We start from the raw sequence: 22,284 nt of genomic DNA, 5'->3' as shown, positions 1-22,284 counted from the left end.
TGCGGCACATCGACTAGGCTCCAAGCGTCGCGCGCGCGGACGAACAGCACGGGGGTGGTCCCATGGCGCCACAGGGAAACACCGGAGCGGGCGCGGAAGCGGAACTTCCCGAGTACGCCGGTCACTACCGTCTCGAGTCATGCCTCGGCTCCGGCGGCATGGGTGTGGTGCACCTCGCCCGCAGCGCCTCAGGAATGCGGCTCGCGGTGAAGGTCGTACATGCCGAGTTCGCCAAGGACCCTGAGTTCAGGGGCCGTTTCCGGCAGGAGGTGGCCGCCGCGCGCAGGGTGAGCGGCGCCTTCACCGCACCCGTCGTCGATGCCGACCCGGAGGGTGAACGGCCCTGGATGGCGACGCAGTACATACCCGGCCCCACGCTCTCCGAGCATGTGAAGCGGAACGGCCCGATGGCGCCGGCCCAGTTGCGCCGGCTGATGGCCGGGCTGGCCGAGGCGCTGCGCGACATCCACCGGGTCGGGGTCGTCCACCGGGATCTCAAACCCAGCAACGTGCTGCTCGCCGACGACGGCCCGAGAGTCATCGACTTCGGCATTTCCCGGCCAAAGGACAGCGAGCTGCGCACCGAGACGGGGAAGTTGATCGGCACGCCGCCGTTCATGGCGCCCGAGCAGTTCCGGCGGCCGCGGGAGGTCGGGCCCGCGGCGGACGTCTTCGCGCTCGGGTCGGTGCTGGTGCACGCGGCGACGGGGCGGGGGCCGTTCGACTCCGACAGCCCGTACGTCGTCGCCTACCAGGTCGTGCACGACGAGCCGGACCTGACCGGCGTACCGGAGAACCTCGCGCCGCTGGTGGTGCGCTGCCTGGCCAAGGAGCCCGCGGACCGGCCCACACCCGATGAGCTCATGCGGGAGCTGCGGTCGGTGGCGGCGTCCTACGACACCCAGACCTTCATACCGGCGCAGCGGACCGGGGACACGCCGGGCCCGGAGCCGCGGGAACCGCAGAAACCGCGGGAGTCCCAGGAGCCCCGGACATCGCAGAAGCCGCGGGCATCGCAGAAACTGCGGGCATCCCGGGAGCCGCGGGAGTCCCGGGAGCCGCGGACCGGGAGACGCGGCGGCAGGAAGGCGGCCTTGGCGGGCCTCGCGCTGGTCCTCGTCGCCACGGGCGCGCTCGGCGCGGCCCGGCTGCTCGGCGGGGGCGGGAACCGGGACGGCTCGTCCCGCGGCGGCACCTCGCCCACCGCCGCGGCCGGGTTGCGTGCCTGGGTGTCCGGGCCCGTCGCCGCCCACGGTGGCATGCCCCACTGTTCGTACGGTGCCGGGGAGCTGATCTGCGGACAGGCCGGCGTGGTCTTCGCCCTCGACCCGGCCGACGGCGGCCTGCTGTGGCGGCACCTCGACGGTACGTCCTCCAGGAGCAGGCCGCCGGAGCTCTCTGGCGGGCTCGTACAGCCTCTGCCGGACGACTCCCGGCGCCTGGTCGCGCTCGATCCCGCCTCCGGCAGGACACGGTGGCGCGGGACCGAGTCCGGCTACAGCGGCCTGCAGCGTGCGGGGAACATGCTCCTGCTCACCGGCGCCGACGGGACGGTCACCGGCGTGGACGGCGCCTCGGGCAGGACGAGGTGGAGTCACCGCGTGCCCGGCCAGAGCATGCCGCAGTTCGCCGCGTTCCCCGGCAGTCCGCTGGCGTACGCGGCGAACACCTCCGACGACTCGCACACCACGGTCACCGCCGTGGACCCGGCCACCGGCGACGTGCGCTGGACGGCGCGGTTGAAGGGGTCGCTCAAGCCGGTCGGCGCCTCGGGCGGTTCGGTCTACTTCCTCGCCGGCGACGCCTCCGGCGCCACGAGGGCCGTCGTCCGCTACACGCCGGGCTCGAAGGCGGTGCGCCGGATGCCGCTGCCCGTGCCGCGCTTCGGCGTGCGGGCCGCCACGCGCGGGGACATCGTCTACCTGCTGGCCACGGGCGGCGCCCTGGAGGCCCTCGACCTGGGCGCGCACAGGCAGCTCTGGCACCTCGAGACGTCCGTGAGCCGCGGCTCGGCGCCCGCCGCGGACGGCTCGCACGTGTTCGTCACCGCTGCCGACGGGCGGCTGCTCGCCGTCGACGCCCGCACGGGCACCCTCGTCGGGCAGACCGGGCCACGGCTCGGCAGCGACTCCGGCGTGGTGATGGGCTCCCTGCCGCAGCCCGTCCTCGCCCGCGGCCACGTCTACGCCACGGCCCCCGACGGCACCGTCTTCTGCGTCGACGCCCACGACCCCGCAGCCTGGTGACGGCGGACCCGGCAGCAGCGGGCCGGGCCACCGCAAAAAAAGGGGAGGGCCGCCCCCGAAGGAGCGGCCCCATGGGAAACGGTGCCTCAGCCGAGCTTCGACACGTCCCGCACCGCGCCCTTGTCCGCGCTGGTCGCCATCGCGGCGTACGCGCGCAGTGCGGCCGACACCTTGCGCTCACGGTTCTTCGGGGCGTGGACGCCGCCCAGCGCGGCCTCGCGGCGGGCCAGTTCGGCGTCGTCGACCAGGAGGTCGATGCGGCGGTTGGGGATGTCGATGCTGATGCGGTCGCCGTCCTCGACGAGGGCGATGGTGCCGCCGCCCGCCGCCTCCGGGGAGGCGTGGCCGATGGACAGGCCCGAAGTGCCGCCGGAGAAGCGGCCGTCCGTGACCAGGGCGCAGGCCTTGCCGAGACCCCGGCCCTTCAGGTAGGAGGTCGGGTAGAGCATCTCCTGCATGCCGGGGCCGCCCTTGGGGCCCTCGTAGCGGATGACGACGACGTCGCCCTCCTTGACCTGCTGGGTGAGGATCTTCTGGACGGCCTCCTCCTGCGACTCGCAGACGACCGCCGGGCCCTCGAAGGTCCAGATCGACTCGTCGACGCCGGCCGTCTTCACCACGCAGCCGTCGACGGCGAGGTTGCCCTTGAGCACGGCGAGGCCGCCGTCCTTCGAGTACGCGTGCTGGGCACTGCGGATGCAGCCCTCCGCCGCGTCCTCGTCCAGCGCCTCCCAGCGTTCCGACTGGGAGAACGCCTGCGCCGAGCGGACGCAGCCCGGGGCCGCGTGCCACAGCTCCAGGGCCTCGCGGGAGGGGGAGCCGCCGCGGACGTCCCAGGTCTTCAGCCAGTCCGCCAGGGAGGGGCTGTGGACCGCGTGCACGTCCTCGTTCAGCAGGCCCGCGCGGTGCAGCTCGCCGAGGAGGGCCGGGATGCCGCCGGCGCGGTGCACGTCCTCCATGTAGTACGTGCGGTTCTTGGCGACGTTCGGGGCGACCTTCGCAAGGCACGGCACACGGCGCGAGACCGCGTCGATCTCCTCGAGACCGAACGGGACGTCCGCCTCCTGGGCCGCCGCCAGCAGGTGCAGGATCGTGTTGGTCGAGCCGCCCATGGCGATGTCCAGGGCCATCGCGTTCTCGAAGGCGGAGAACGTGGCGACCGAGCGGGGCAGGACCGTCTCGTCGTCCTGCTCGTAGTAGCGGCGGGTGATGTCCATGACCGTACGGGCCGCGTCGACGTAGAGCTGCTTGCGGGCCGTGTGGGTGGCGAGGACCGAGCCGTTGCCGGGCAGGGAGAGGCCGATGGCCTCCGTCAGGCAGTTCATCGAGTTGGCGGTGAACATGCCGGAGCAGCTGCCGCAGGTCGGACAGGCGTTCTCCTCGATACGGAGGATGTCCTCGTCGGAGATCCTGTCGTTCACGGCGTCCGAGATCGCGTCGACCAGGTCGAGCGTGCGGACGGTGCCGTCGACAAGCGTCGCGCGGCCGGACTCCATCGGGCCGCCGGAGACGAAGACGGTCGGGATGTTCAGGCGCAGGGCCGCGTTCAGCATGCCCGGGGTGATCTTGTCGCAGTTGGAGATGCAGACCAGGGCGTCGGCGCAGTGGGCCTCGACCATGTACTCCACGCTGTCCGCGATCAGGTCGCGCGAGGGCAGGCTGTAGAGCATGCCGCCGTGCCCCATGGCGATGCCGTCGTCGACCGCGATGGTGTTGAACTCGCGCGGGATGCCGCCGGCCTCCACGATCGCCTCGCTGACGATCCGGCCGACCGGCTGCAGGTGCGTGTGGCCCGGCACGAACTCCGTGAAGGAGTTGGCCACAGCGATGATCGGCTTGCGGCCGATGTCCGCACCGGGTACACCGGAGGCGCGCATAAGGGCGCGTGCGCCCGCCATGTTGCGGCCGTGGGTGACTGTGCGGGACCTCAGCTCGGGCATCGTCGCTCGCTCCTTCAGACAGATAGGGCTGATACCGACAGTACGCCGGTCATCCAGGGGTCGGGACGCAGTGTCCGGAATACGGGACGCCTGTCTCGGAGGTCTGTCTGTTTCGGGGGTCTGTCTGTTTCGGGTGTCCGTCTCGGGGTCTGCCCTCAGACGTCCGCCTCGGGGTCCGCCCTCAGACGTTGGTCTCGCGCGGCCGGGCTCGGGGGTCCGTCTCGCCCGGTCGGGCTCTGAGGTGGGACGTGCGGTCCGGCCGTCACGGTTCAGGGACCGGTCAGGTGGCCCTGCACGACCGGCGCCACCCGGGCGATCACCTGCTCGATGTCCGCCGACACCAGCGGCTCCACCTTGATCACGTACCGCAGCATCGCGCATCCCACGAGCTGCGCGGCCGCGAGTGCCGCGCGCAGCTCCGCGTCCGGCAGGTCCAGTTGGGAGGCGATACGGCGCAGCAGCTGGGAGGCGATCAGGCGTCGGAAGACGGCGGCCGCCGTCTCGTTGTTGACGGCTGAGCGCACGATCGCCAGCAAGGGCGTACGCGTGGTGGGGTTCTCCCAGACGCCGAAGATGAAGCGGGTCAGCCGCTCGCCGACCTCGGCCGGCGGGCCGTCGGCGATCGCGGCCGGCGCGTTGAGCGCGGGCGCGAAGGCGACCTCGACCGCCGCCTCGAAGACCTGTTCCTTGGTGCCGAAGTAGTGGTGCACCAGTGCCGAGTCCACCCCGGCCGCCTTGGCGATGCCGCGCACGGACGTCTTCTCGTAGCCGCGTTCGGAGAACTCCTCGCGGGCCACGGCGAGGATGCGGTCGCGGGTGCCGGCGGACTCCGTACGGGGGCGGCGGCCCCGGCGGCGGGAGGCGGTCTCGGGCCCGGTCACGGCCTCGGCACCTTCACCGCGGACGCCAGATGCAGTCGTGTGAAGGCCAGGGCCTCCGCCAGGTCGGCCTCGCGTTCCGCGCCGGACATCGCGCGCCGGGTGTTGACCTCGATGACGACGTGGCCGTCGAAGCCGGTCAGGGCGAGCCGCTCCAGCAGTTCGGCGCAGGGCTGGTTGCCGCGCCCCGGGACCAGATGCTCGTCCTTCGCCGAGCCCCGGCCGTCGGCCAGGTGGACATGGCCGAGTCGGTCGCCCATGCGGTCGATCATGTGCATCGCGTCGACCCGGGCGGTCGCGCTGTGGCTGAGATCGATCGTGAAGTGGCGGTAGTCCTCCTTCGTCACGTCCCAGTCGGGGGCGTACGCGAGCATCTCGCGGTCGCGGTAGCGCCAGGGGTACATGTTCTCGACGGCGAACCGCACGTCCGTCTCGTCCGCCATGCGCCAGATCCCGGTGACGAAGTCGCGCGCGTACTGGCGCTGCCACCGGAACGGCGGGTGCACGACGACCGTGCCCGCCCCGAGCTTCTCCGCCGCCGCCCGGGCGCGCTGCAGCTTGACCCAGGGGTCGGTCGACCACACCCGCTGCGTGATGAGCAGGCAGGGGGCGTGGACGGCCAGGACCGGGATCCGGTGGTAGTCGCTGAGTCTGCGCAGCGCCTCGATGTCCTGGCTGACCGGGTCGGTCCACACCATGACCTCGACTCCGTCGTACCCGAGGCGCGCGGCGATCTCGAAGGCCGTCGCCGTGGACTCCGGGTACACGGAAGCCGTGGACAGCGCGACCTTCGCATCCGGGATGCGCACGACTGGCTCCGCCATGCTGGACAGGTTACGGGGTGGGGTCGGCTGCCGTGGTGCGCCTATGCGCCGTTGTGGACTTCGCCACTGGCGGGTGAGGGTGGCGCGTGGTCGCCCGCCCCGTTCCCCGCGCCCCGCGGCGCCGGGCGCCCCGCGGCGCCGAGTGCCCCTCAGGGTGCGCTACACCGATCCCATGTGATCCAGGCGGCGGAGGATGACGCCCTCGCGCAGGGCCCAGGGGCAGACCTCGAGCCTGTCCACGCCGAACAGGTCCATGGCGCCCTCGGCGACCAGCGCGCCGGCCAGCAGCTGGCCGGCGCGGCCGTCGGAGACGCCCGGGAGTTCGGCGCGCTGGGCCACCGTCATGCCGGCCAGTCTCGGGACCCAGGCCTCCAGCGACTCCCGCTTCAGCTCCCGCTGGACGTAGAGGCCCTCGGCGGAGCGCGCGGCGCCGGCGATGCGGGCGAGCTGCTTGAAGGTCTTGGAGGTGGCGACCACGTGGTCGGGGGTGCCGAAGCGGGTGAACTCGCCCACCGTGCGCGCGATCTGTGCCCGTACGTGACGGCGCAGCGCACGTATCGAGTCCGGGGCGGGCGGGTCGCCGGGGAGCCAGCCGGCGGTGAGCCGGCCGGCGCCGAGCGGGAGGGAGACCGCGGCGTCGGGCTCCTCGTCGATGCCGTAGGCGATCTCCAGGGAGCCGCCGCCGATGTCCAGCACCAGCAGCTTGCCCGCGGACCAGCCGAACCAGCGGCGGGCGGCGAGGAAGGTCAGCCGGGCCTCCTCCTCACCCGCGAGCACCTGCAGCTCGACGCCGGTCTCCTCGCGCACGCGCGCCAGGACGTCGTCGGCGTTGCTGGCCTCGCGCACGGCGGAGGTGGCGAAGGGGAGGACGTCCTCGACGCCCTTGTCCTCGGCGGCCTGCAGGCACCCGTGCACGACGTCGACCAGTTGCGCGATGCCGTGGGAGCCGATCGCCCCGCTGTCGTCGAGGAGCTGGGCGAGGCGCAGTTCCGCCTTGTGAGAATGCGCCGGCAGCGGGCGCGCGCCGGGGTGCGCGTCCACCACCAGCAGATGCACCGTGTTCGATCCCACGTCGAGGACACCGAGTCTCATGTACGGAACGCTACTGCCAGCAGCGCGGTCCGCCGTACGGGATGGTGCCGCCGGAGCCTTAGGCTGGTCGTGTGCCAAAGACGAAAACGGCGAAGAAGGACAAGTCCGCCAAGGGTTCGGCGCAGGCGCGGCCTGCGAAGACCGCGAAGAAGTCGAAGAAGGACCCGCGGGCCGACGAGCAGGGCCTCGACTTCGCGCGCGCGTGGGTGGAATTCCCTGATCCGGCGGACGACGAGCAGGTCTTCCGGTGCGATCTGACATGGCTGACCTCTCGCTGGAACTGCATCTTCGGCAGCGGCTGCCAGGGCATCCAGGCGGGCCGCGCGGACGACGGGTGCTGCACGCTGGGAGCCCACTTCTCCGACGAGGACGACGAGAAGCGCGTCGCCGGGCACGTGGCGAGGCTCACACCGGAGATCTGGCAGCACCATGACGAGGGCCGTCGGCACGGCTGGGTCTCCGAGGACGAGGACGGCGACCGCCAGACCCGTCCCTTCCAGGGCTCCTGCATCTTCCAGAACCGGCCCGGATTCGCGGGCGGCGCGGGCTGCTCGCTGCACATCCTGGCCCTGCGGGAGGGCCGCGAGCCGCTGGAGACCAAGCCGGACGTCTGCTGGCAGCTGCCGGTCCGGCGGACCTACGACTGGATCGACCGGCCCGACGACACCCGGGTGCTGCAGGTGTCGATCGGCGAGTACGACCGCCGGGGCTGGGGCCCGGGCGGCCACGACCTGCACTGGTGGTGCACGTCGGCGACCTCGGCGCACGGCGCGGGCGACCCGGTGTACGTGTCCTACCGGGCGGAGCTGACCGAGCTGATGGGCAAGGCCGGCTACGACCGCCTGGTCGAGCTGTGCGAGCAGCGGCTGGCCTCGCAGCTGCCACTGCTGGCACCGCACCCGGCCGATCCGGCCGACTGACCCTCCCGTCGGCGGTGCCGCGCCCTGACCGGCGGTGCCGCGCCGCACTGTGCCGCGCCGTGCCGCACTCGGCCGTGCCGACGGCGTCGGGGTGCACCGGCTGCGGCGTCGGGGTGCACCGGCCGCGGCGCCGCGGTGCGCCGGTCGCGCCGACGTCCTGGCCGCTCGCGTGTCCCCTCAGGGCGCCGCCGGACCGCGGCGGGTTTCGTCCGGGCCGCTCGGAGCCGGGGCCGCTCGGAGCCGGGGCCGCTCGGAGCCGGGGCCGCTCGGAGCCGGGGCCGCTCGGAGCCGGGGCCGCTCGTGGCCCGCGCCCGCCCGGGCCCGCGCTCACGACGCCGTGGGACTCGGGCCGCCGCTGCCGGTGGGCGAGGGCGTCGAGCTCGTCGGCGCGGTCGGGGCGGAGTCGGTGGGCGAGGGGTCCGGGGAGGGCGACGAGGGCGGCGTGCTGGACGGGGGGCCGGAGGGCTCGGGGCTGCTCGGCGCCGGGTCCGGGCCGGGCGAGGACGGCGGGTCCGAGGGGCTGCCCGGGGCCGGGTCGCCCGGGCTGGGCGCAGTGCCGTAGCCCTCGATGGAGACGACGGCGCCGGCCGGTGCGACGGCCACCTTCGCGCTCCACGCGCCGGACGGCTCACGCAGGTGATCGACGTACACCTTGATCGTCAACGACTGGCCGGGCGCGAGCGTTCCCGACGACTGGCTCAGATAGAGCCAGGAGGCTCCCGTGGACGCCGACCAGCGCACCGGCGCGGATCCGGTCGCGGTCAGGGTGACGAAGGTGGTGTCGCCGTGGTGGCCGGCCGAGACGTCGAGCGGTCCGGAGCCATGGTGCGCCGCGCCGGTGACGCCGACGACCTCCACGGAGACGTCCGTGTCACCGCCCGTGCCGAAGCGGCCGCCGGGCGTTCTGCTGGCGTTGCCGGCGTTCTCGTAGCCACCGCCCGCCGCCTCGCCGCCGAGACTCTCGGGGCCGTGCGCCTCGCTGGCGGTGGGGAAGCGGCCGTCCGGGCTCTCGTCGGCGGGTGAGCCGCGGTAGGCGGCCCACAGGGCGAGCACGGGGGCCGCCACGACGGTGGCCACGACCGTCGTGGTGACGGCACGCGCGCGGATGCGGTCCCGGCGCGCGGCGCGGTCCTTGGGGTCCATCGGGAAACCGCGCCGGTCGAAGCGTGGCGCGGCGGCGCCGCGCGCGCGTGCGCGGTGGGCGACCGCCGCGTGCAGGGCCGCGCGGGGCGCCGCCAGGACGGGGAGTTCGGCGGGGGTGACCATGGCGCCGGGCCAGCGGCCGGGAATCGCGCGCTCGGCGCTGCGGCGGCAGCGCGGGCAGTCGTCGACGTGCCGGACGAGTTCCTTGCGCAGGGCCGAACTGAGCACCAGCTGGTTGTCCCCGGTGAGCCGGGCGACGCCCGGGCAGCCGCCGGCCTCGACGACGGCCAGGGCCGCGCGCGTGCGCTCGACCTCGCAGGCGGCGGAGGCCAGCAGCTCGCGGGCGGTGGCGAGGTCCAGGCCGAGCACGGCGGCGACCTCGTGGGCGGCCAGGTGGTGGCGCACGGCGAGTTCGAGCGCCTCGCGCTGCTCCGGGGTGGTGCCGGCGGCCTCCGGCCAGGCGAGCAGGGCGAGTTCGCGGCGGCGCCGCTCCTGGACCTCGTCGTCGGCGGCGGGAGGTGCTTCGGCGGGCTGCCGCTCGGCGCCGGCGCGGCCCGCGGCGTGGCTGCCCTGACGTTTCTGCTTGGCCTCCGCCAGCTTGCGCAGACAGGCCCAGCGGGCCAGCGCGTACAGCCACGGCCTGCGGTCCCCGGCCGTCTCCGGGCCCCGGCGCCGCGCGGCGAGCGCGAGGGCGTCACCGAGGGCCTCGGTCGCCGCGTCGTGGTCGCACAGGACCGACAGACAGTAGGTGAACAGCCCGTCGAGGTAGGGCTCGTGGCGCGCGGCCGGCCGCTGCGCCAGCGTGCGAGCCGCCGCGCGGTCGCGGGCCTCCCGGCGCGCCCGGTGTGCGCCGGTGGTGCGGGTCGGGGTCTGCGAACTGCTGCTCATCATCCGTGGACCGTAGGCGGCTCGGGATGGCCGCTTCTTCACCCTTGAGCACATTTAATCCATACGGGTGAAACGATCCCTCAATCGGGTACAGGAATCCCTCGTTCCATGGCCGGTTCCTGACGGCGGTGGCCGGTTCGCGGTGCGAGAGGGACCGGCGGCCGGGAGGAACCGCCCGCGCCGTCCGGCGCTGTCAGTGGCCTCGGTTACGGTTCTCGGCATGGCTGCCCGTACGAAGTCCGCCAAGGACCGCCCGTCCTACCGCTGCACCGAGTGCGGCTGGCAGACGGCCAAGTGGCTCGGTCGCTGCCCGGAGTGCCAGGCCTGGGGGACGATCGACGAGTACGGCGCGCCCGCGGTGCGTACGACGGCGCCGGGCCGGGTGACCACCTCCGCGGTGCCCATCGGCCAGGTCGACGGCCGTCAGGCCACCGCCCGCTCGACCGGCGTGCCGGAGCTGGACCGGGTGCTCGGCGGCGGGCTCGTGCCCGGCGCGGTCGTGCTGCTCGCGGGCGAACCCGGCGTCGGCAAGTCGACGCTGCTGCTGGACGTGGCGGCCAAGTCGGCGAGCGACGAGCACCGCACGCTGTACGTCACGGGTGAGGAGTCGGCGAGCCAGGTGCGGCTGCGCGCCGACCGCATCAAGGCGCTGGACGACCATCTGTATCTCGCCGCCGAGACGGATCTGTCCGCCGTGCTGGGCCACTTGGACGCGGTGAAGCCCTCACTGCTCGTCCTCGACTCGGTGCAGACCGTCGCCTCCCCGGAGATCGACGGCGCCCCCGGCGGCATGGCGCAGGTGCGCGAGGTCGCCGGCGCCCTCATCCGCGTCTCCAAGGAGCGCGGCATGTCCACGCTGCTGGTGGGCCACGTCACCAAGGACGGCGCCATCGCCGGTCCCCGCCTGCTGGAGCACCTCGTGGACGTCGTCCTGCACTTCGAGGGCGACCGGCACGCGCGCCTGCGCCTGGTACGAGGCGTCAAGAACCGCTACGGCGCCACGGACGAGGTGGGTTGCTTCGAACTGCACGACGAGGGCATCACGGGCCTCGCCGACCCGAGCGGGCTCTTCTTGACCAGGCGTGACGAACCGGTCCCCGGCACCTGCCTGACGGTCACCCTGGAGGGCCGCCGCCCCCTGGTCGCCGAGGTCCAGGCACTCACCGTGGACTCCCAGATCCCCTCCCCGCGCCGGACGACCTCGGGCCTGGAGACCTCCCGCGTCTCGATGATGCTCGCCGTCCTGGAGCAGCGCGGCCGGATCAGCGCGCTCGGCAAGCGGGACATCTACTCCGCCACGGTCGGCGGGGTGAAGCTCTCCGAGCCCGCCGCCGACCTCGCCGTCGCCCTCGCGCTGGCGTCCGCGGCGAGCGACACCCCGCTGCCCAAGAACCTGGTCGCGATCGGCGAGGTCGGCCTCGCGGGCGAGGTCAGACGGGTCACGGGCGTCCAGCGCCGGCTCGCCGAGGCGCACCGTCTGGGCTTCACGCACGCACTCGTCCCGGGCGATCCCGGAAAGATCCCCGCGGGCATGAAGGTCCTGGAAGTGGCCGACATAGGCGACGCCCTCAGGGTCCTTCCGCGCTCCCGTCGCCGAGAGGCCCCACGGGACGAGGAGGACCGCCGGTAGACTTTGCCCTGGTCTCGCCCGTCCGTACGAACAGAATGTGCGACAGGGGGGCGCCCAGAACCTGTGACCGGAGGAGTGCAGTGGCAGCCAACGACCGGGCAGCGGCTCCCGGAAAATCCGGTGGGAGTTCCGGTGCCGATGGCCTGATGCGCGCCTCACTGAGCGCCGTGGCTCCCGGCACGGCCATGCGCGACGGCCTGGAGCGCGTCCTGCGGGGCAACACCGGCGGACTCGTCGTGCTCGGCTTCGACAAGACGGTCGAAGCGATGTGCACGGGTGGATTCGTGCTGGACGTCGAGTTCACGGCGACGCGCCTGCGCGAGCTGTGCAAGCTGGACGGCGGCATCGTGCTGAACTCGGACCTGTCGAAGATCCTTCGGGCGGGTGTGCAGTTCGTGCCCGACGCGACGATCCCGACCGAGGAGACCGGCACCCGGCACCGCACGGCGGACCGGGTCAGCAAGCAGGTCGGCTTCCCGGTCGTCTCGGTCTCGCAGTCCATGCGCCTGATCGCCCTCTACGTCGACGGCCAGCGCCGCGTCCTGGAGGACTCCGCGGCGATCCTCTCCCGCGCGAACCAGGCCCTCGCCACCCTGGAGCGCTACAAGCTCCGGCTGGACGAGGTCGCCGGCACGCTGTCGGCCCTGGAGATCGAGGACCTGGTGACGGTCCGCGACGTCTCGGCGGTGGCCCAGCGGCTGGAGATGGTGCGCCGCATCGCCACCGAAATCGCCGAATACGTGGTCGAACTGGGCACCGACGGCCGCCTGCTGGCCCTCCAGCTCGACGAGTTGATCGCGGGTGTGGAGCCCGAGCGCGAGCTGGTGGTGCGGGACTACGTCCCCGAGCCCACGGCCAAGCGCTCCCGCACGGTCGACGAGGCCCTCCACGAGCTGGACGCCCTCAGCCACGCCGAGCTGCTCGAACTGCCCACGGTGGCACGGGCGCTGGGCTACACCGGATCTCCGGAGACCCTGGACTCGGCGGTCTCGCCCCGCGGCTTCCGCCTGCTGGCCAAGGTGCCGCGCCTGCCGGGCGCCATCATCGACCGCCTCGTGGAGCACTTCGGCGGCCTGCAGAAGCTGCTCGCCGCGAGCGTCGACGACCTCCAGACCGTCGACGGCGTCGGCGAGGCACGGGCCCGCAGCGTGCGCGAGGGCCTGTCCCGGCTCGCCGAGTCCTCGATCCTCGAACGGTACGTCTGAGAACCACTCCCGCGGCCATGCCAGGGCCCCCGGCCCCGCACCTCCTGCCGCACCGCGCGCCCGCAGTCCCGCTCCCCGGTCGCCCCGCAGCCCCCGGGTCGCGTCCCGCTGCCGAGCCACCGGCCCGCAGCCCACTGCGCCCACTGCGCCCACTGCGCCCACTGCCACGTCACGAGCCCAGGCCCCGGGCCCGCTCCCGCTGCCGCCTCCCAGCCCCCCCGGTCCCCCATCCCGCTACCCAGCCACGGGCCCGCACCACCGCTCCCCCTTGCGCCGCGCCACAGGCCCTCGGTCCCGTCCAGCCTGGTCCCGTCCAGCCCGGTCCCGCTCCTCCGGCCGTCTCGCCGGCCCCCGGCCCGCCCCCACTGCCGCGTCACAGCCCTGCGAGTCCGCATCCACTGCGAACCGCACCCACCGCCGCACCGTGCGCCCGCGGTGCGGCGCGGCGCGGTGCGGCGGTGGGTGCGGCTCAGTCCGCCTTGAGCAGGAACGACGTCTGGGCCTTCGGGAAGCCCGCCGCCGTCGCCTCCACCAGATAGGTACCGGCCTTCGCCGACCCCGCCGGAGGCGTCGCGCACTTCGGGGCGCTCGGCTTGCGGTCCCACTTCACCGTGTAGGTGATGCCGGTCTTCGCGGGCACCCGGAAGACCAGGCTGCCGGGGCCCTTGGGGCAGTCGGCGGAGGACCAGTAGTCGTTGTCGCTGCCCGCCTGGGTGATGGTCAACACCGCGCTCTTGGGGCCGAGATCGATCTTGCAGTCGTAGGGCGAGGTGTTCGAGGCCGTCAGCAGCAGGGTGGGCGGCTGGCCGGGCGAGTAGGTGTTGTGCAGGCTGCGCACGCTCAACTTCACCGCGCTCGCGGTGCAGTTGGGGAGGGTGGAGCCCGGCGCGAGGGTGTCGCCCGCGCCGACAGCGACGCCCGAGCCGACGCCGGCCGCGCCGCCGCCCGCACCCTCGGTCCCCCCGGACCCGGCCCCGGAGCCGCCGCCCGCCGCGGCCCCGCCCGCGGAGCCGGACCCCGATCCGGCACCGCCGGAGCCGGACCCCGAACTGCCCCCGGAACCCGCCCCGCTGGAGTCCCCGCCGCCCGAGTCGTCACGCCCGCCCGGCGCTTGACTGATGGCGGGGCCCGAACTCGAGGGCCCCGCGGTGATCGTGGGCGCGGGGCCCTTGCCGTTCGTCCCGCCGTCCTTCTTGCCGCCGCCCCCGCCCGACGTCACGACCCAGGTGATCAGCAACGCCAACAGGGCGACCACGGACACGAGTACGGCCCTCCGGCGCCAGTAGATGGAGCGGGGGAGCGGACCGACAGGATTGCGCAGAGATCCCACGGCGCAAACTGTACGAGAGATCGGCGCCTTCGCTTGCCACACCCGCCGCCAGTCCGTCAACTTTTCCGGATCATCATCCCGGTCCGCGCCCCAACCCCCGTCCGCACGACGCACCGCAGGCGGCGCGACCGCCCAACCGACCCCGGCCGTGGCAGGATCGTAAGAGCCATGACTGCGCCAACGAAGCCTCCGCACAACAGCCCCGCCGACGGCCCCTGCGGGCCCCCTCCCGGCGACCTCCACTCCCCCGTCATCGACTGGTTCGAGGACCACGCCCGGGACCTGCCGTGGCGGCTCCCGGAAGCCGGCGCCTGGGGGGTGATGGTCAGCGAGTTCATGCTGCAGCAGACACCCGTGAGCCGAGTGCTGCCCGTCTACGAGCAGTGGCTGGCCCGCTGGCCGCGCCCTGCCGACCTGGCCAAGGAGGCGCCCGGCGAGGCGGTCCGCGCCTGGGGCCGGCTCGGCTACCCGCGCCGCGCGCTCCGGCTGCACGGCGCCGCCGTGGCCATAACGGAGCGGCACGGCGGGGACGTACCGACCGACCACGCCCAGCTGCTCGCGCTGCCCGGCATCGGCGAGTACACGGCGGCGGCCGTGGCCTCCTTCGCCTACGGGCAGCGGCACGCGGTGCTCGACACCAACGTCCGCCGGGTCCTCGCGCGCGCCGTCACCGGCGTCCAGTACCCGCCGAACGCCACCACCGCCGCCGAGCGCAAGCTGGCCCGCGCCCTGTTGCCCGAGGACGAGCGCACCGCCTCCCGCTGGGCCGCCGCCTCCATGGAGCTCGGCGCGCTCGTGTGCACCGCCAAGAACGAGTCCTGCCACCGCTGCCCCATCGCCGCACAGTGCGCCTGGCGGCTCGCGGGCAAGCCCGGGCACCAGGGCCCGCCGCGGCGCGGGCAGACGTACGCGGGTACCGACCGCCAGGTGCGGGGCAAGCTGCTCGCCGTGCTGCGCGAGGCCCACGGACCCGTGCCGCAGCCGGTCCTGGACCGCGTGTGGCACGAGCCGGTGCAGCGCGCCCGGGCACTCGACGGGCTCGTCTCGGACGGACTCGTGGAGCCCCTTCCCGGTGGTTTGTATCGGCTCCCGTTGACGTAACCGCTCGTAACCCCGCGGCACATCACGACCCGCCACCCGCACGAATCATCCCAAAGCACCGCAGGTCGGTGCACGTGCTTACCCCGTTCCTACGTTCGTTACACAACCGACGGACAGCCGAGTCCTAGCCGCGCGCTGGCTCGCACAGCGCCGTGACAACGCCTCCGTAGCTTCATTGCCACACGGAAGGAACCGACGGCGAGGGGCCGGGCGGGAACGGGGATCGGGAGGCGGTTCGACATGGCGCAGGGAGAGGTGCTCGAGTTCGAGGAGTACGTCCGCACCCGGCAGGACGCGCTGCTGCGCAGCGCGCGCCGGCTGGTCCCGGACCCGGTGGACGCGCAGGACCTGCTGCAGACGGCGCTGGTCCGGACGTACCACCGCTGGGACGGCATCGCGGACAAGCGCCTCGCCGACGCCTACCTGCGCCGGGTGATGATCAACACCCGCACCGAGTGGTGGCGGGCGCGGAAGCTGGAGGAGGTCCCGACCGAGCAGCTGCCGGACGCCTCGGTCGACGACTCCACCGAGCAGCACGCGGACCGCGCCCTGCTGATGGACATCATGAAAGTGCTGGCGCCCAAGCAGCGCAGCGTCGTCGTGCTGCGACACTGGGAGCAGATGTCGACGGAGGAGACGGCCGCGGCCCTCGGCATGTCGGCCGGAACGGTCAAGAGCACGCTGCACCGGGCGCTCGCCCGGCTCCGCGAGGAGCTGGAGAGCCGCGATCTGGACGCACGCGCGCTGGAGCGTGGGGAGCGGGAGCGTTGCGCGGTCTGACGGACTCGGGCCGGGGGAACCTGCAGGCGGCGTGCACGGCGACGGCCGTGCTCGCCGCCCTCGCCCTTTTCGTCTCCGCCTGCGCCACCGGCGGCACCGGCGCCCGTGACGAGGGCCCGGCGCACGCGGCCTCGGACTCGGTGGCGGGCGCCGCCGTCTCGCCGTCGCCCAGCCCTTCGACGGCCCCTTCGCACGTGAACGCGGTCAAGCTGGTCAAGGACGACCCGTCGGTGTCGGCGGAGGTCAAGCGCGATCTGAAGCCGTGCGTCGCGGACGAGTACCCGGTCGACGTCTCCTACGGCGACCTGACCAAAGGCTCGGCCGACGACATCGTGGTGAACGTGCTGACCTGCGGAGACGCGGTGGGGATCGGCTCGTACGTCTATCACAGGCAAGGCGGCCGGTACGAGAATGTGTTCCGGGCCGAGGAACCCCCGGTCTACGCGGAGATCGACCGCGGCGACCTGGTGGTGACCAAGCAGGTGTACGAGAAGGGTGACCCGGTGTCGAGTCCGTCCGGTGAGATCGTGACCACGTACAGCTGGTCCGCGGGCCGCTTCGTCAAGCGGTACAACACGCGCAACGACTACAGCAACGCCGTCGGGGGCAGCGCGTCGCCGTCCACGTGAACCGTCCGGGCCGCGCGGACCGTTCCACCGGCGGCGGGCCGTGCGCGCGCCACGACCGACACCACCGATACGAGAACTGAGAGCACCGGGATGGCAGACCAGACCCACGTCCTGTTCGTCGAGGACGACGACGTCATCCGCGAGGCCACCCAGCTCGCGCTGGAACGGGACGGCTTCGCGGTCACCGCGATGCCCGACGGGCTGTCGGGCCTGGAGGCGTTCCGGGCGAACCGCCCCGACATCGCGCTGCTGGACGTCATGGTGCCCGGTCTCGACGGCGTGAGCCTGTGCCGCCGTATCCGGGACGAGTCGACCGTGCCGGTCATCATGCTGTCCGCGCGGGCCGACTCGATCGACGTCGTACTGGGCCTGGAGGCGGGCGCCGACGACTACGTGACCAAACCGTTCGACGGCGCCGTGCTGGTCGCGCGGATCCGTGCGGTGCTCCGGCGCTTCGGCCACGCGAGCGGCGGCGAGAAGGCCGACGAGGGCGAGGGCCCGATGGCCGGCGGGGTGCTGACCTTCGGTGAGCTGGAGATCGACACGGAGGGCATGGAGGTGCGCCGGGCCGGGCAGCCGGTGGCGCTGACCCCGACCGAGATGCGGCTGCTCCTGGAGTTCTCCTCCGCACCCGGCACGGTCCTCTCGCGCGACAAGCTGCTGGAGCGCGTGTGGGACTACGGCTGGGGCGGCGACACCCGCGTGGTGGACGTCCACGTCCAGCGGCTGCGCACGAAGATCGGCCAGGACCGGATCGAGACGGTCCGCGGCTTCGGCTACAAGTTGAAGGCCTGAACGGGGAAGCCAGGGACATGCGGGGGACATCCAGGCGCCCGACCGCCCCGGACGACGCGGGTGGCACGGGCATGCGTACGGGTCTGAGGTGGAAGCTCAGCGCGGCCATCGCCCTGGTCGGCGCGCTGGTGGCGATCGCGCTGAGCCTGGTGGTGCACAACGCGGCCCGGGTCTCGATGCTGGACAACGCGCGCGACCTCGCGGACGAACGCGTCCAGATCGCGCAGCGCAGCTACGAGCTGTCCAACCGGCCGAACTTCCCCAACGTCCAGATCGACGATCCCCGGCTGCCGCCGGCCCTGCGCACGAAGGTCCGGGAGGGCCGCCGGGCGACGTATGTGACGGACGGACGCGGTGGCGTGCCCGACATCTGGGCCGCCGTGCCGGTCAAGGACGGGCACGTGCTGTCGCTGCACACCAACTTCACCGACCGCAGCACGGACATCCTCCACGACCTCGACCAGGCCCTGGTGATCGGCTCCATCGCGGTGGTCCTCGGCGGCAGCGCGCTGGGCGTGCTCATCGGCGGCCAGCTCTCGCGCCGGCTGCGCAAGGCGGCCGCCGCGGCCAACCGGGTCGCCAGGGGCGAGCCGGACGTGCGGGTGCGGGACGCCATCGGCGGCGTCGTACGGGACGAGACCGACGACCTGGCCCGCGCGGTGGACGCCATGGCGGACACCCTGCAGCAGCGGCTGGAGGCCGAGCGCCGGGTCACCGCGGACATCGCGCACGAGCTGCGCACCCCGGTCACCGGGCTGCTGACGGCGGCCGAGCTGCTCCCGCCCGGCCGCCCCACGGAGCTGGTCCTGGACCGCGCCAAGGCCATGCGCACCCTCGTCGAGGACGTGCTGGAGGTGGCGCGGCTCGACGGCGCCTCCGAGCGGGCCGAGCTGCAGGACATCATGCTCGGCGAGTTCGTCGGCCGGCGGGTGGCGGCGAAGGACCCGGCCGTCGAGGTGCGGGTGGTGCACGAGTCGATGGTCACGACCGATCCCCGGCGCCTGGAGCGGGTCCTGTTCAACCTGCTCGCCAACGCCGCCAGGCACGGCAAGCCGCCGGTCCAGGTCACCGTCGAGGGCCGCGTGATCCGCGTGCGCGACCACGGCCCCGGCTTCCCCGCCGACCTCCTCGCCGACGGCCCGAGCCGCTTCCGCACCGGCAGCACCGACCGCGCGGGCCACGGCCACGGCCTGGGCCTCACGATCGCGGCCGGCCAGGCCCGCGTCCTGGGCGCCCGCCTGACCTTCCGCAACGTCCGCCCGGTGGGCGCTCCCGACGGCGTCCCGGCGGAGGGCGCGGTGGCGGTGCTGTGGCTGCCGGAACACGCTCCGACGAACACGGGCAGCTATCCGATGCTGCCGTGACCGATGCGCGGGCCCGGCGCCGAGAGCGGCGTGGCGCCGGCGCCGGCGCGCACCCGGACATGACGAAGGCCCCCCGTGGCGGACACCATCCGGGGGACCTTCAGCTCACCTTCGCGGCATCACACCGCTTCGACGACCGCCGGCGGCGCGGCATCCTCCTGGCCGGGCTTCGGCGCGACCGCCCCGCGCAGGGCGACCTCCCTGACGAACACCGCCGCGATCAGCGCGCCCACGGCCACCGCCGAACCGAGCAGGAAGGCCGTGTGCGTACCCGCGGACACCGCGTGCTGGTACGCCTCCCGGGCCACCGCCGGCAGCTTCTCCAGGCTCTTCGCGTCCAGCTGCGCCGACTGCTCGGTGATCTTCGATCCCAGCGCCCCGGCCCGCCGGGACATGACGTCCTGGACCTGGTTGTTGAACAGCGCGCCCATGATCGCGACACCGAAGGAGGAGCCGAGCGTACGGAACAGGGTGGTCGAGGAGGACGCGACGCCCATGTCCTTCATCTCGACGCTGTTCTGCGCGACCAGCATGGTGATCTGCATCAGGCAGCCCATACCGAGGCCGACGACGGCCATGAACACGCCGGAGGTGAGCCGCGAGGTGCCGGTGTCCATCGTCGACAGCAGGTACAGCCCGACGATCATCAGGGTGCTGCCGACCACCGGGAACACCTTGTACCTGCCGGTGCTCGTGGTCACCCGGCCGGCCACCATCGAGGTGACAAGCATCGCGCCGAGCATCGGCAGCAGCAGCAGACCCGAGTTGGTCGCGGACGCGCCCTGCACGGACTGCTGGTACAGCGGCAGGAACAGCGTCGCGCCGAACATCACGAAGCCGGTGATGAAGCCGATGACCGACATCAGCGTGAAGTTGCGGCTGCGGAAGATGTGCAGCGGCACCACCGGTTCCGCGGCCTTCGTCTGCCAGAACACGAACCCGATCAGCGCGGCCACGCCGATGCCGATGAGTTCCATGATCCGCGCGGACGTCCAGGCGTACTGCGTGCCGCCCCAGGTGGTGACCAGCACGATGGAGGTGATGCCGACGGTCAGCAGCACGACACCGAGGTAGTCGATGCCCGCCTTGGACCGCTTCTTCGGCAGGTGCAGCACCACGCTGATCAGACCGAGCGCGACGACGCCGAGCGGCAGGTTGATGTAGAACGACCAGCGCCAGCCCCAGTTGTCGGTGATGGTGCCGCCGACCAGCGGACCGCCGATCATCGCGAGCGCCATGACGCCGGCCATCATGCCCTGGTACTTGCCGCGCTCCCGCGGCGGGACCAGGTCACCGATGATCGCCATGACGCCGACCATCAGACCGCCGGCGCCGAGCCCCTGGATGGCCCGGAAGCCGATGAGCTGGCCCATGTTCTGGGCCATGCCGCTGAGCGCGGAGCCGGCCAGGAAGATCACGATCGACGTCATGAACATGGTCTTGCGGCCGTACATGTCACCGAGCTTGCCCCAGATCGGCGTGGCCGCCGCGGTGGCCAGCGTGTACGCCGTCACCACCCAGGACAGGTGCTCGAGTCCGCCGAGCTCGCCCACGATCGTCGGCATCGCCGTACCCACGATCATGTTGTCGAGCATCGCGAGCATCATGGTGATCATGAGCGCGAGCAGCACGACCCGCACGCTCTTCGGTTGTTTGTCCGGCTTGGTCTCGACCGTCTGCGTGTCCGCCATCGTCCCCACTCCCCTAGGTGCCACTTCGTTCCCCCGGCCGACTACTTACTTGCCGCCCGGCTAGTTGTTTACACTGGGAGAAGTTAGACCGGCAACTAGCCGGGCGTCAAGTAAGTTTTCTAGTCGGGCGGCAAGTAAGTTTCCGTGCGAGCGCGAGGAGTACGAGGATGGGCCTCACCATGGACGGCACCAAACAGCATCGCCGCGGAAACACCCGCCAGCGCATCCAGGACGTGGCGCTCGAGCTCTTCGCCGAGCAGGGCTACGAGAAGACGTCGCTGCGGGAGATCGCCGAGCGCCTCGACGTCACCAAGGCAGCGCTGTACTACCACTTCAAGACGAAGGAAGAGATCCTCGTCAGCATCTTCGAGGACGTCTCCCAGCCGATAGTGGACCTGATCGAGTGGGGCAAGGCGCAGCCCCGGACGCTGGAGACGAAGCAGGAGATCATCCGCCGCTACAGCGAGACCCTGGCGAGCGCGTCCCCGCTCTTCCGGTTCATGCAGGAGAACCAGGCGACGGTGAAGGAGCTGCGCATCGGCGAGACGTTCCGCAACCGCATGATGGGGATGCGCGACATCCTCATGGACCCGGACGCCGAACTGGTCGACCAGGTGCGCTGCGTCAGCGCGATGTTCACGCTGCACGCCGGGATGTTCGTCCTCAACGACGTCGAAGGCGACCCCGAGGCCAAGCGCAAGGCCGTCCTCGAGGTCGCCACCGATCTGGTCACCCAGGCGCACCGGTCCACGAACACGCCGTAGCCGACCGCGTTCCGGGGCCTTGGGGCCGGTACACCTACACGCTCACGCCCTTGGCGTGCAGGAAGGCGACCGGGTCCACCGCGCTGCCGTAGTCGGCGGTCCTGCGGATCTCGAAGTGCAGGTGCGGGCCGGTGGAGTTGCCGGTGTTGCCGGACCGGGCTATGTGCTGGCCGGTGGTGACGACCTGGCCGACGCGGACGTCGATCCGCGACAGGTGGGCGTACTGGGAGTACGTCCCGTTGCCGTGCTTGATGACGATGGCGTTGCCGTACGCGGGGCCGTCCCCGGCGCCGTTGCCGCCGGCCTTGACGACGGTGCCGCCGTGCGCGGCGACGACGTTCGTGCCGCTCGGCACGGCGAAGTCCTGACCGCTGTGTTTGTGCTGCCACATGCCGCCGGCCTGGTTGAAGGCCGCGGAGAGCGCGTACTTCGCCACCGGGTGCACCCAGGAGCGGGCCTTCTTCGCCGCGGCCGCCTTCTTGGCGGCGGCCTTCCTGGCGGCGGCGGCCTTCTTGGCTGCGGCCGCCTTCTCGGCCGCAGCAGCCTTCCTGGCCGCGGCAGCCTTCGCCTTCGCCTTCGCGGCCGCCGCGGCCTTCGCGGCCTTGGCCTGCGCGGCGGCCTGCGCCTCGACGGCGCTCGCGGCGCTGGACGCGGAGGAGACGTCGGCGGCGACCGCGGCCCCGGCTCCCAGCACGACCGAGACCCCCAGGCCGGCGGCCAGGACGGCGGCGCGGGTGCGGAGGAGGGACGTACGGGGGAAGCGGGACCTGACGGGCGAAGACATGGGCACCTCGGGATGACGGGGGCAGAGAAAAGCCACCCGGCGCGTTCGCGGCCGCCGGATGGGCTCATCTTTGGTAACCCCGGAACCCGTCGTTCCCAAAACGGGTGATCTACGACGGCAGCTAGTACTTCACCTGAAGTCCTGAGACTTCTTGACACGCATCCCATTCGGGATGAATCGGTCATTCATTGTTCCGGGGCGAACGGATTCGCGGCCGCGGCCTCCGGTCGAGGGCCGGGCGTTTCCACCCCACGGATCCACTATTCCGCCTAGTAACGGA

Annotated in this window: 18 protein-coding genes; 10 read left to right on the top strand and 8 right to left on the bottom strand. The window is 72.7% G+C overall.

Annotated features, from left to right (window positions below; translation table 11 throughout):
* The first annotated feature begins 62 nt into the window (after positions 1-62).
* Positions 63-2,246, top strand: coding sequence for a serine/threonine-protein kinase (locus tag ACJ9NR_RS22335; protein ID WP_412493546.1), 2,184 nt, complete (start codon positions 63-65; stop codon positions 2,244-2,246).
* 86 nt (positions 2,247-2,332) lie between these two features.
* On the opposite strand, the gene ilvD is transcribed toward ACJ9NR_RS22335, so the two are convergent.
* The 4 genes from ilvD to ACJ9NR_RS22315 form a co-directional block, all read right to left on the bottom strand.
* Positions 2,333-4,186: a dihydroxy-acid dehydratase gene (ilvD, locus tag ACJ9NR_RS22330; protein WP_412493547.1), complete on the bottom strand. Its 1,854-nt coding sequence runs from the start codon at positions 4,184-4,186 to the stop codon at positions 2,333-2,335.
* A gap of 269 nt (positions 4,187-4,455) precedes the next feature.
* Complete coding sequence (locus ACJ9NR_RS22325) at positions 4,456-5,067, bottom strand: TetR/AcrR family transcriptional regulator (RefSeq protein ID WP_412493548.1); 612 nt, start codon at positions 5,065-5,067, stop codon at positions 4,456-4,458.
* A complete protein-coding gene (locus tag ACJ9NR_RS22320; RefSeq protein ID WP_412493549.1) occupies positions 5,064-5,888 on the bottom strand; it encodes a sugar phosphate isomerase/epimerase family protein in 825 nt (274 codons plus the stop codon). Before ACJ9NR_RS22320 ends, ACJ9NR_RS22325 begins: the two co-directional genes overlap by 4 nt.
* A gap of 159 nt (positions 5,889-6,047) precedes the next feature.
* Positions 6,048-6,980, bottom strand: coding sequence for a Ppx/GppA family phosphatase (locus ACJ9NR_RS22315; RefSeq protein ID WP_412493550.1), 933 nt, complete (start codon positions 6,978-6,980; stop codon positions 6,048-6,050).
* A gap of 71 nt (positions 6,981-7,051) precedes the next feature.
* On the opposite strand from ACJ9NR_RS22315, the gene ACJ9NR_RS22310 reads away from it, so the two are divergent.
* A complete protein-coding gene (locus tag ACJ9NR_RS22310) occupies positions 7,052-7,900 on the top strand; it encodes a DUF3109 family protein (RefSeq protein WP_412493551.1) in 849 nt (282 codons plus the stop codon).
* Positions 7,901-8,227: 327 nt separating this feature from the next.
* Here the strand turns inward: ACJ9NR_RS22310 and ACJ9NR_RS22305 are convergent, their stop codons facing one another.
* Positions 8,228-9,934: a BACON domain-containing protein gene (locus ACJ9NR_RS22305; protein ID WP_412493552.1), complete on the bottom strand. Its 1,707-nt coding sequence runs from the start codon at positions 9,932-9,934 to the stop codon at positions 8,228-8,230.
* A gap of 217 nt (positions 9,935-10,151) precedes the next feature.
* On the opposite strand from ACJ9NR_RS22305, the gene radA reads away from it, so the two are divergent.
* On the top strand, positions 10,152-11,561 hold the full coding sequence (gene radA / locus ACJ9NR_RS22300; RefSeq protein ID WP_412493553.1) for a DNA repair protein RadA: 1,410 nt from the start codon (positions 10,152-10,154) through the stop codon (positions 11,559-11,561).
* Positions 11,562-11,641: 80 nt separating this feature from the next.
* On the top strand, positions 11,642-12,766 hold the full coding sequence (gene disA / locus ACJ9NR_RS22295) for a DNA integrity scanning diadenylate cyclase DisA (protein ID WP_412493554.1): 1,125 nt from the start codon (positions 11,642-11,644) through the stop codon (positions 12,764-12,766).
* Positions 12,767-13,235: 469 nt separating this feature from the next.
* On the opposite strand, the gene ACJ9NR_RS22290 is transcribed toward disA, so the two are convergent.
* Entirely contained in the window at positions 13,236-14,096 is an 861-nt protein-coding gene (locus ACJ9NR_RS22290) for a hypothetical protein (protein ID WP_412493555.1), read from the bottom strand.
* Between the two features lie 168 nt (positions 14,097-14,264).
* Between ACJ9NR_RS22290 and ACJ9NR_RS22285 the strand changes: the two genes are divergently transcribed.
* The 5 genes from ACJ9NR_RS22285 (at position 14,265) to cseC (ending at position 18,765) form a co-directional block, all read left to right on the top strand.
* The gene (locus ACJ9NR_RS22285; RefSeq protein WP_412493556.1) at positions 14,265-15,197 is read left to right on the top strand and encodes an HhH-GPD family protein; all 933 of its coding nucleotides are present in this window, start codon (positions 14,265-14,267) and stop codon (positions 15,195-15,197) included.
* A gap of 240 nt (positions 15,198-15,437) precedes the next feature.
* Entirely contained in the window at positions 15,438-15,977 is a 540-nt protein-coding gene (locus ACJ9NR_RS22280; protein ID WP_412493557.1) for a SigE family RNA polymerase sigma factor, read from the top strand.
* Positions 15,965-16,606: a hypothetical protein gene (locus tag ACJ9NR_RS22275; RefSeq protein ID WP_412493558.1), complete on the top strand. Its 642-nt coding sequence runs from the start codon at positions 15,965-15,967 to the stop codon at positions 16,604-16,606. Before ACJ9NR_RS22280 ends, ACJ9NR_RS22275 begins: the two co-directional genes overlap by 13 nt.
* A gap of 90 nt (positions 16,607-16,696) precedes the next feature.
* Positions 16,697-17,401, top strand: a complete 705-nt coding sequence (cseB, locus tag ACJ9NR_RS22270; RefSeq protein WP_412493559.1) for a two-component system response regulator CseB — start codon at positions 16,697-16,699, stop codon at positions 17,399-17,401.
* The gene (cseC, locus tag ACJ9NR_RS22265) at positions 17,290-18,765 is read left to right on the top strand and encodes a two-component system sensor histidine kinase CseC (RefSeq protein WP_412493810.1); all 1,476 of its coding nucleotides are present in this window, start codon (positions 17,290-17,292) and stop codon (positions 18,763-18,765) included. Before cseB ends, cseC begins: the two co-directional genes overlap by 112 nt.
* Positions 18,766-18,884: 119 nt before the next feature.
* Here cseC and ACJ9NR_RS22260 read toward each other — a convergent pair whose 3' ends face one another.
* Positions 18,885-20,456 carry an MDR family MFS transporter gene (locus ACJ9NR_RS22260; RefSeq protein WP_412493560.1) on the bottom strand — a complete coding sequence of 524 codons (1,572 nt, stop codon included), beginning with the start codon at positions 20,454-20,456 and terminating at the stop codon, positions 18,885-18,887.
* Between the two features lie 167 nt (positions 20,457-20,623).
* Between ACJ9NR_RS22260 and ACJ9NR_RS22255 the strand changes: the two genes are divergently transcribed.
* Positions 20,624-21,220, top strand: coding sequence for a TetR/AcrR family transcriptional regulator (locus tag ACJ9NR_RS22255; protein WP_412493561.1), 597 nt, complete (start codon positions 20,624-20,626; stop codon positions 21,218-21,220).
* Positions 21,221-21,254: 34 nt separating this feature from the next.
* Here ACJ9NR_RS22255 and ACJ9NR_RS22250 read toward each other — a convergent pair whose 3' ends face one another.
* Complete coding sequence (locus tag ACJ9NR_RS22250) at positions 21,255-22,004, bottom strand: M23 family metallopeptidase (RefSeq protein ID WP_412493562.1); 750 nt, start codon at positions 22,002-22,004, stop codon at positions 21,255-21,257.
* Positions 22,005-22,284 lie beyond the last annotated feature (280 nt).

Source organism: Streptomyces sediminimaris (assembly GCF_047049295.1).
Lineage (GTDB): Bacteria > Actinomycetota > Actinomycetes > Streptomycetales > Streptomycetaceae > Streptomyces > Streptomyces sediminimaris.
The sequence above is the reverse complement of the archived record's forward strand: the minus strand, read 5'-3'. Positions and strand labels throughout refer to the sequence as shown.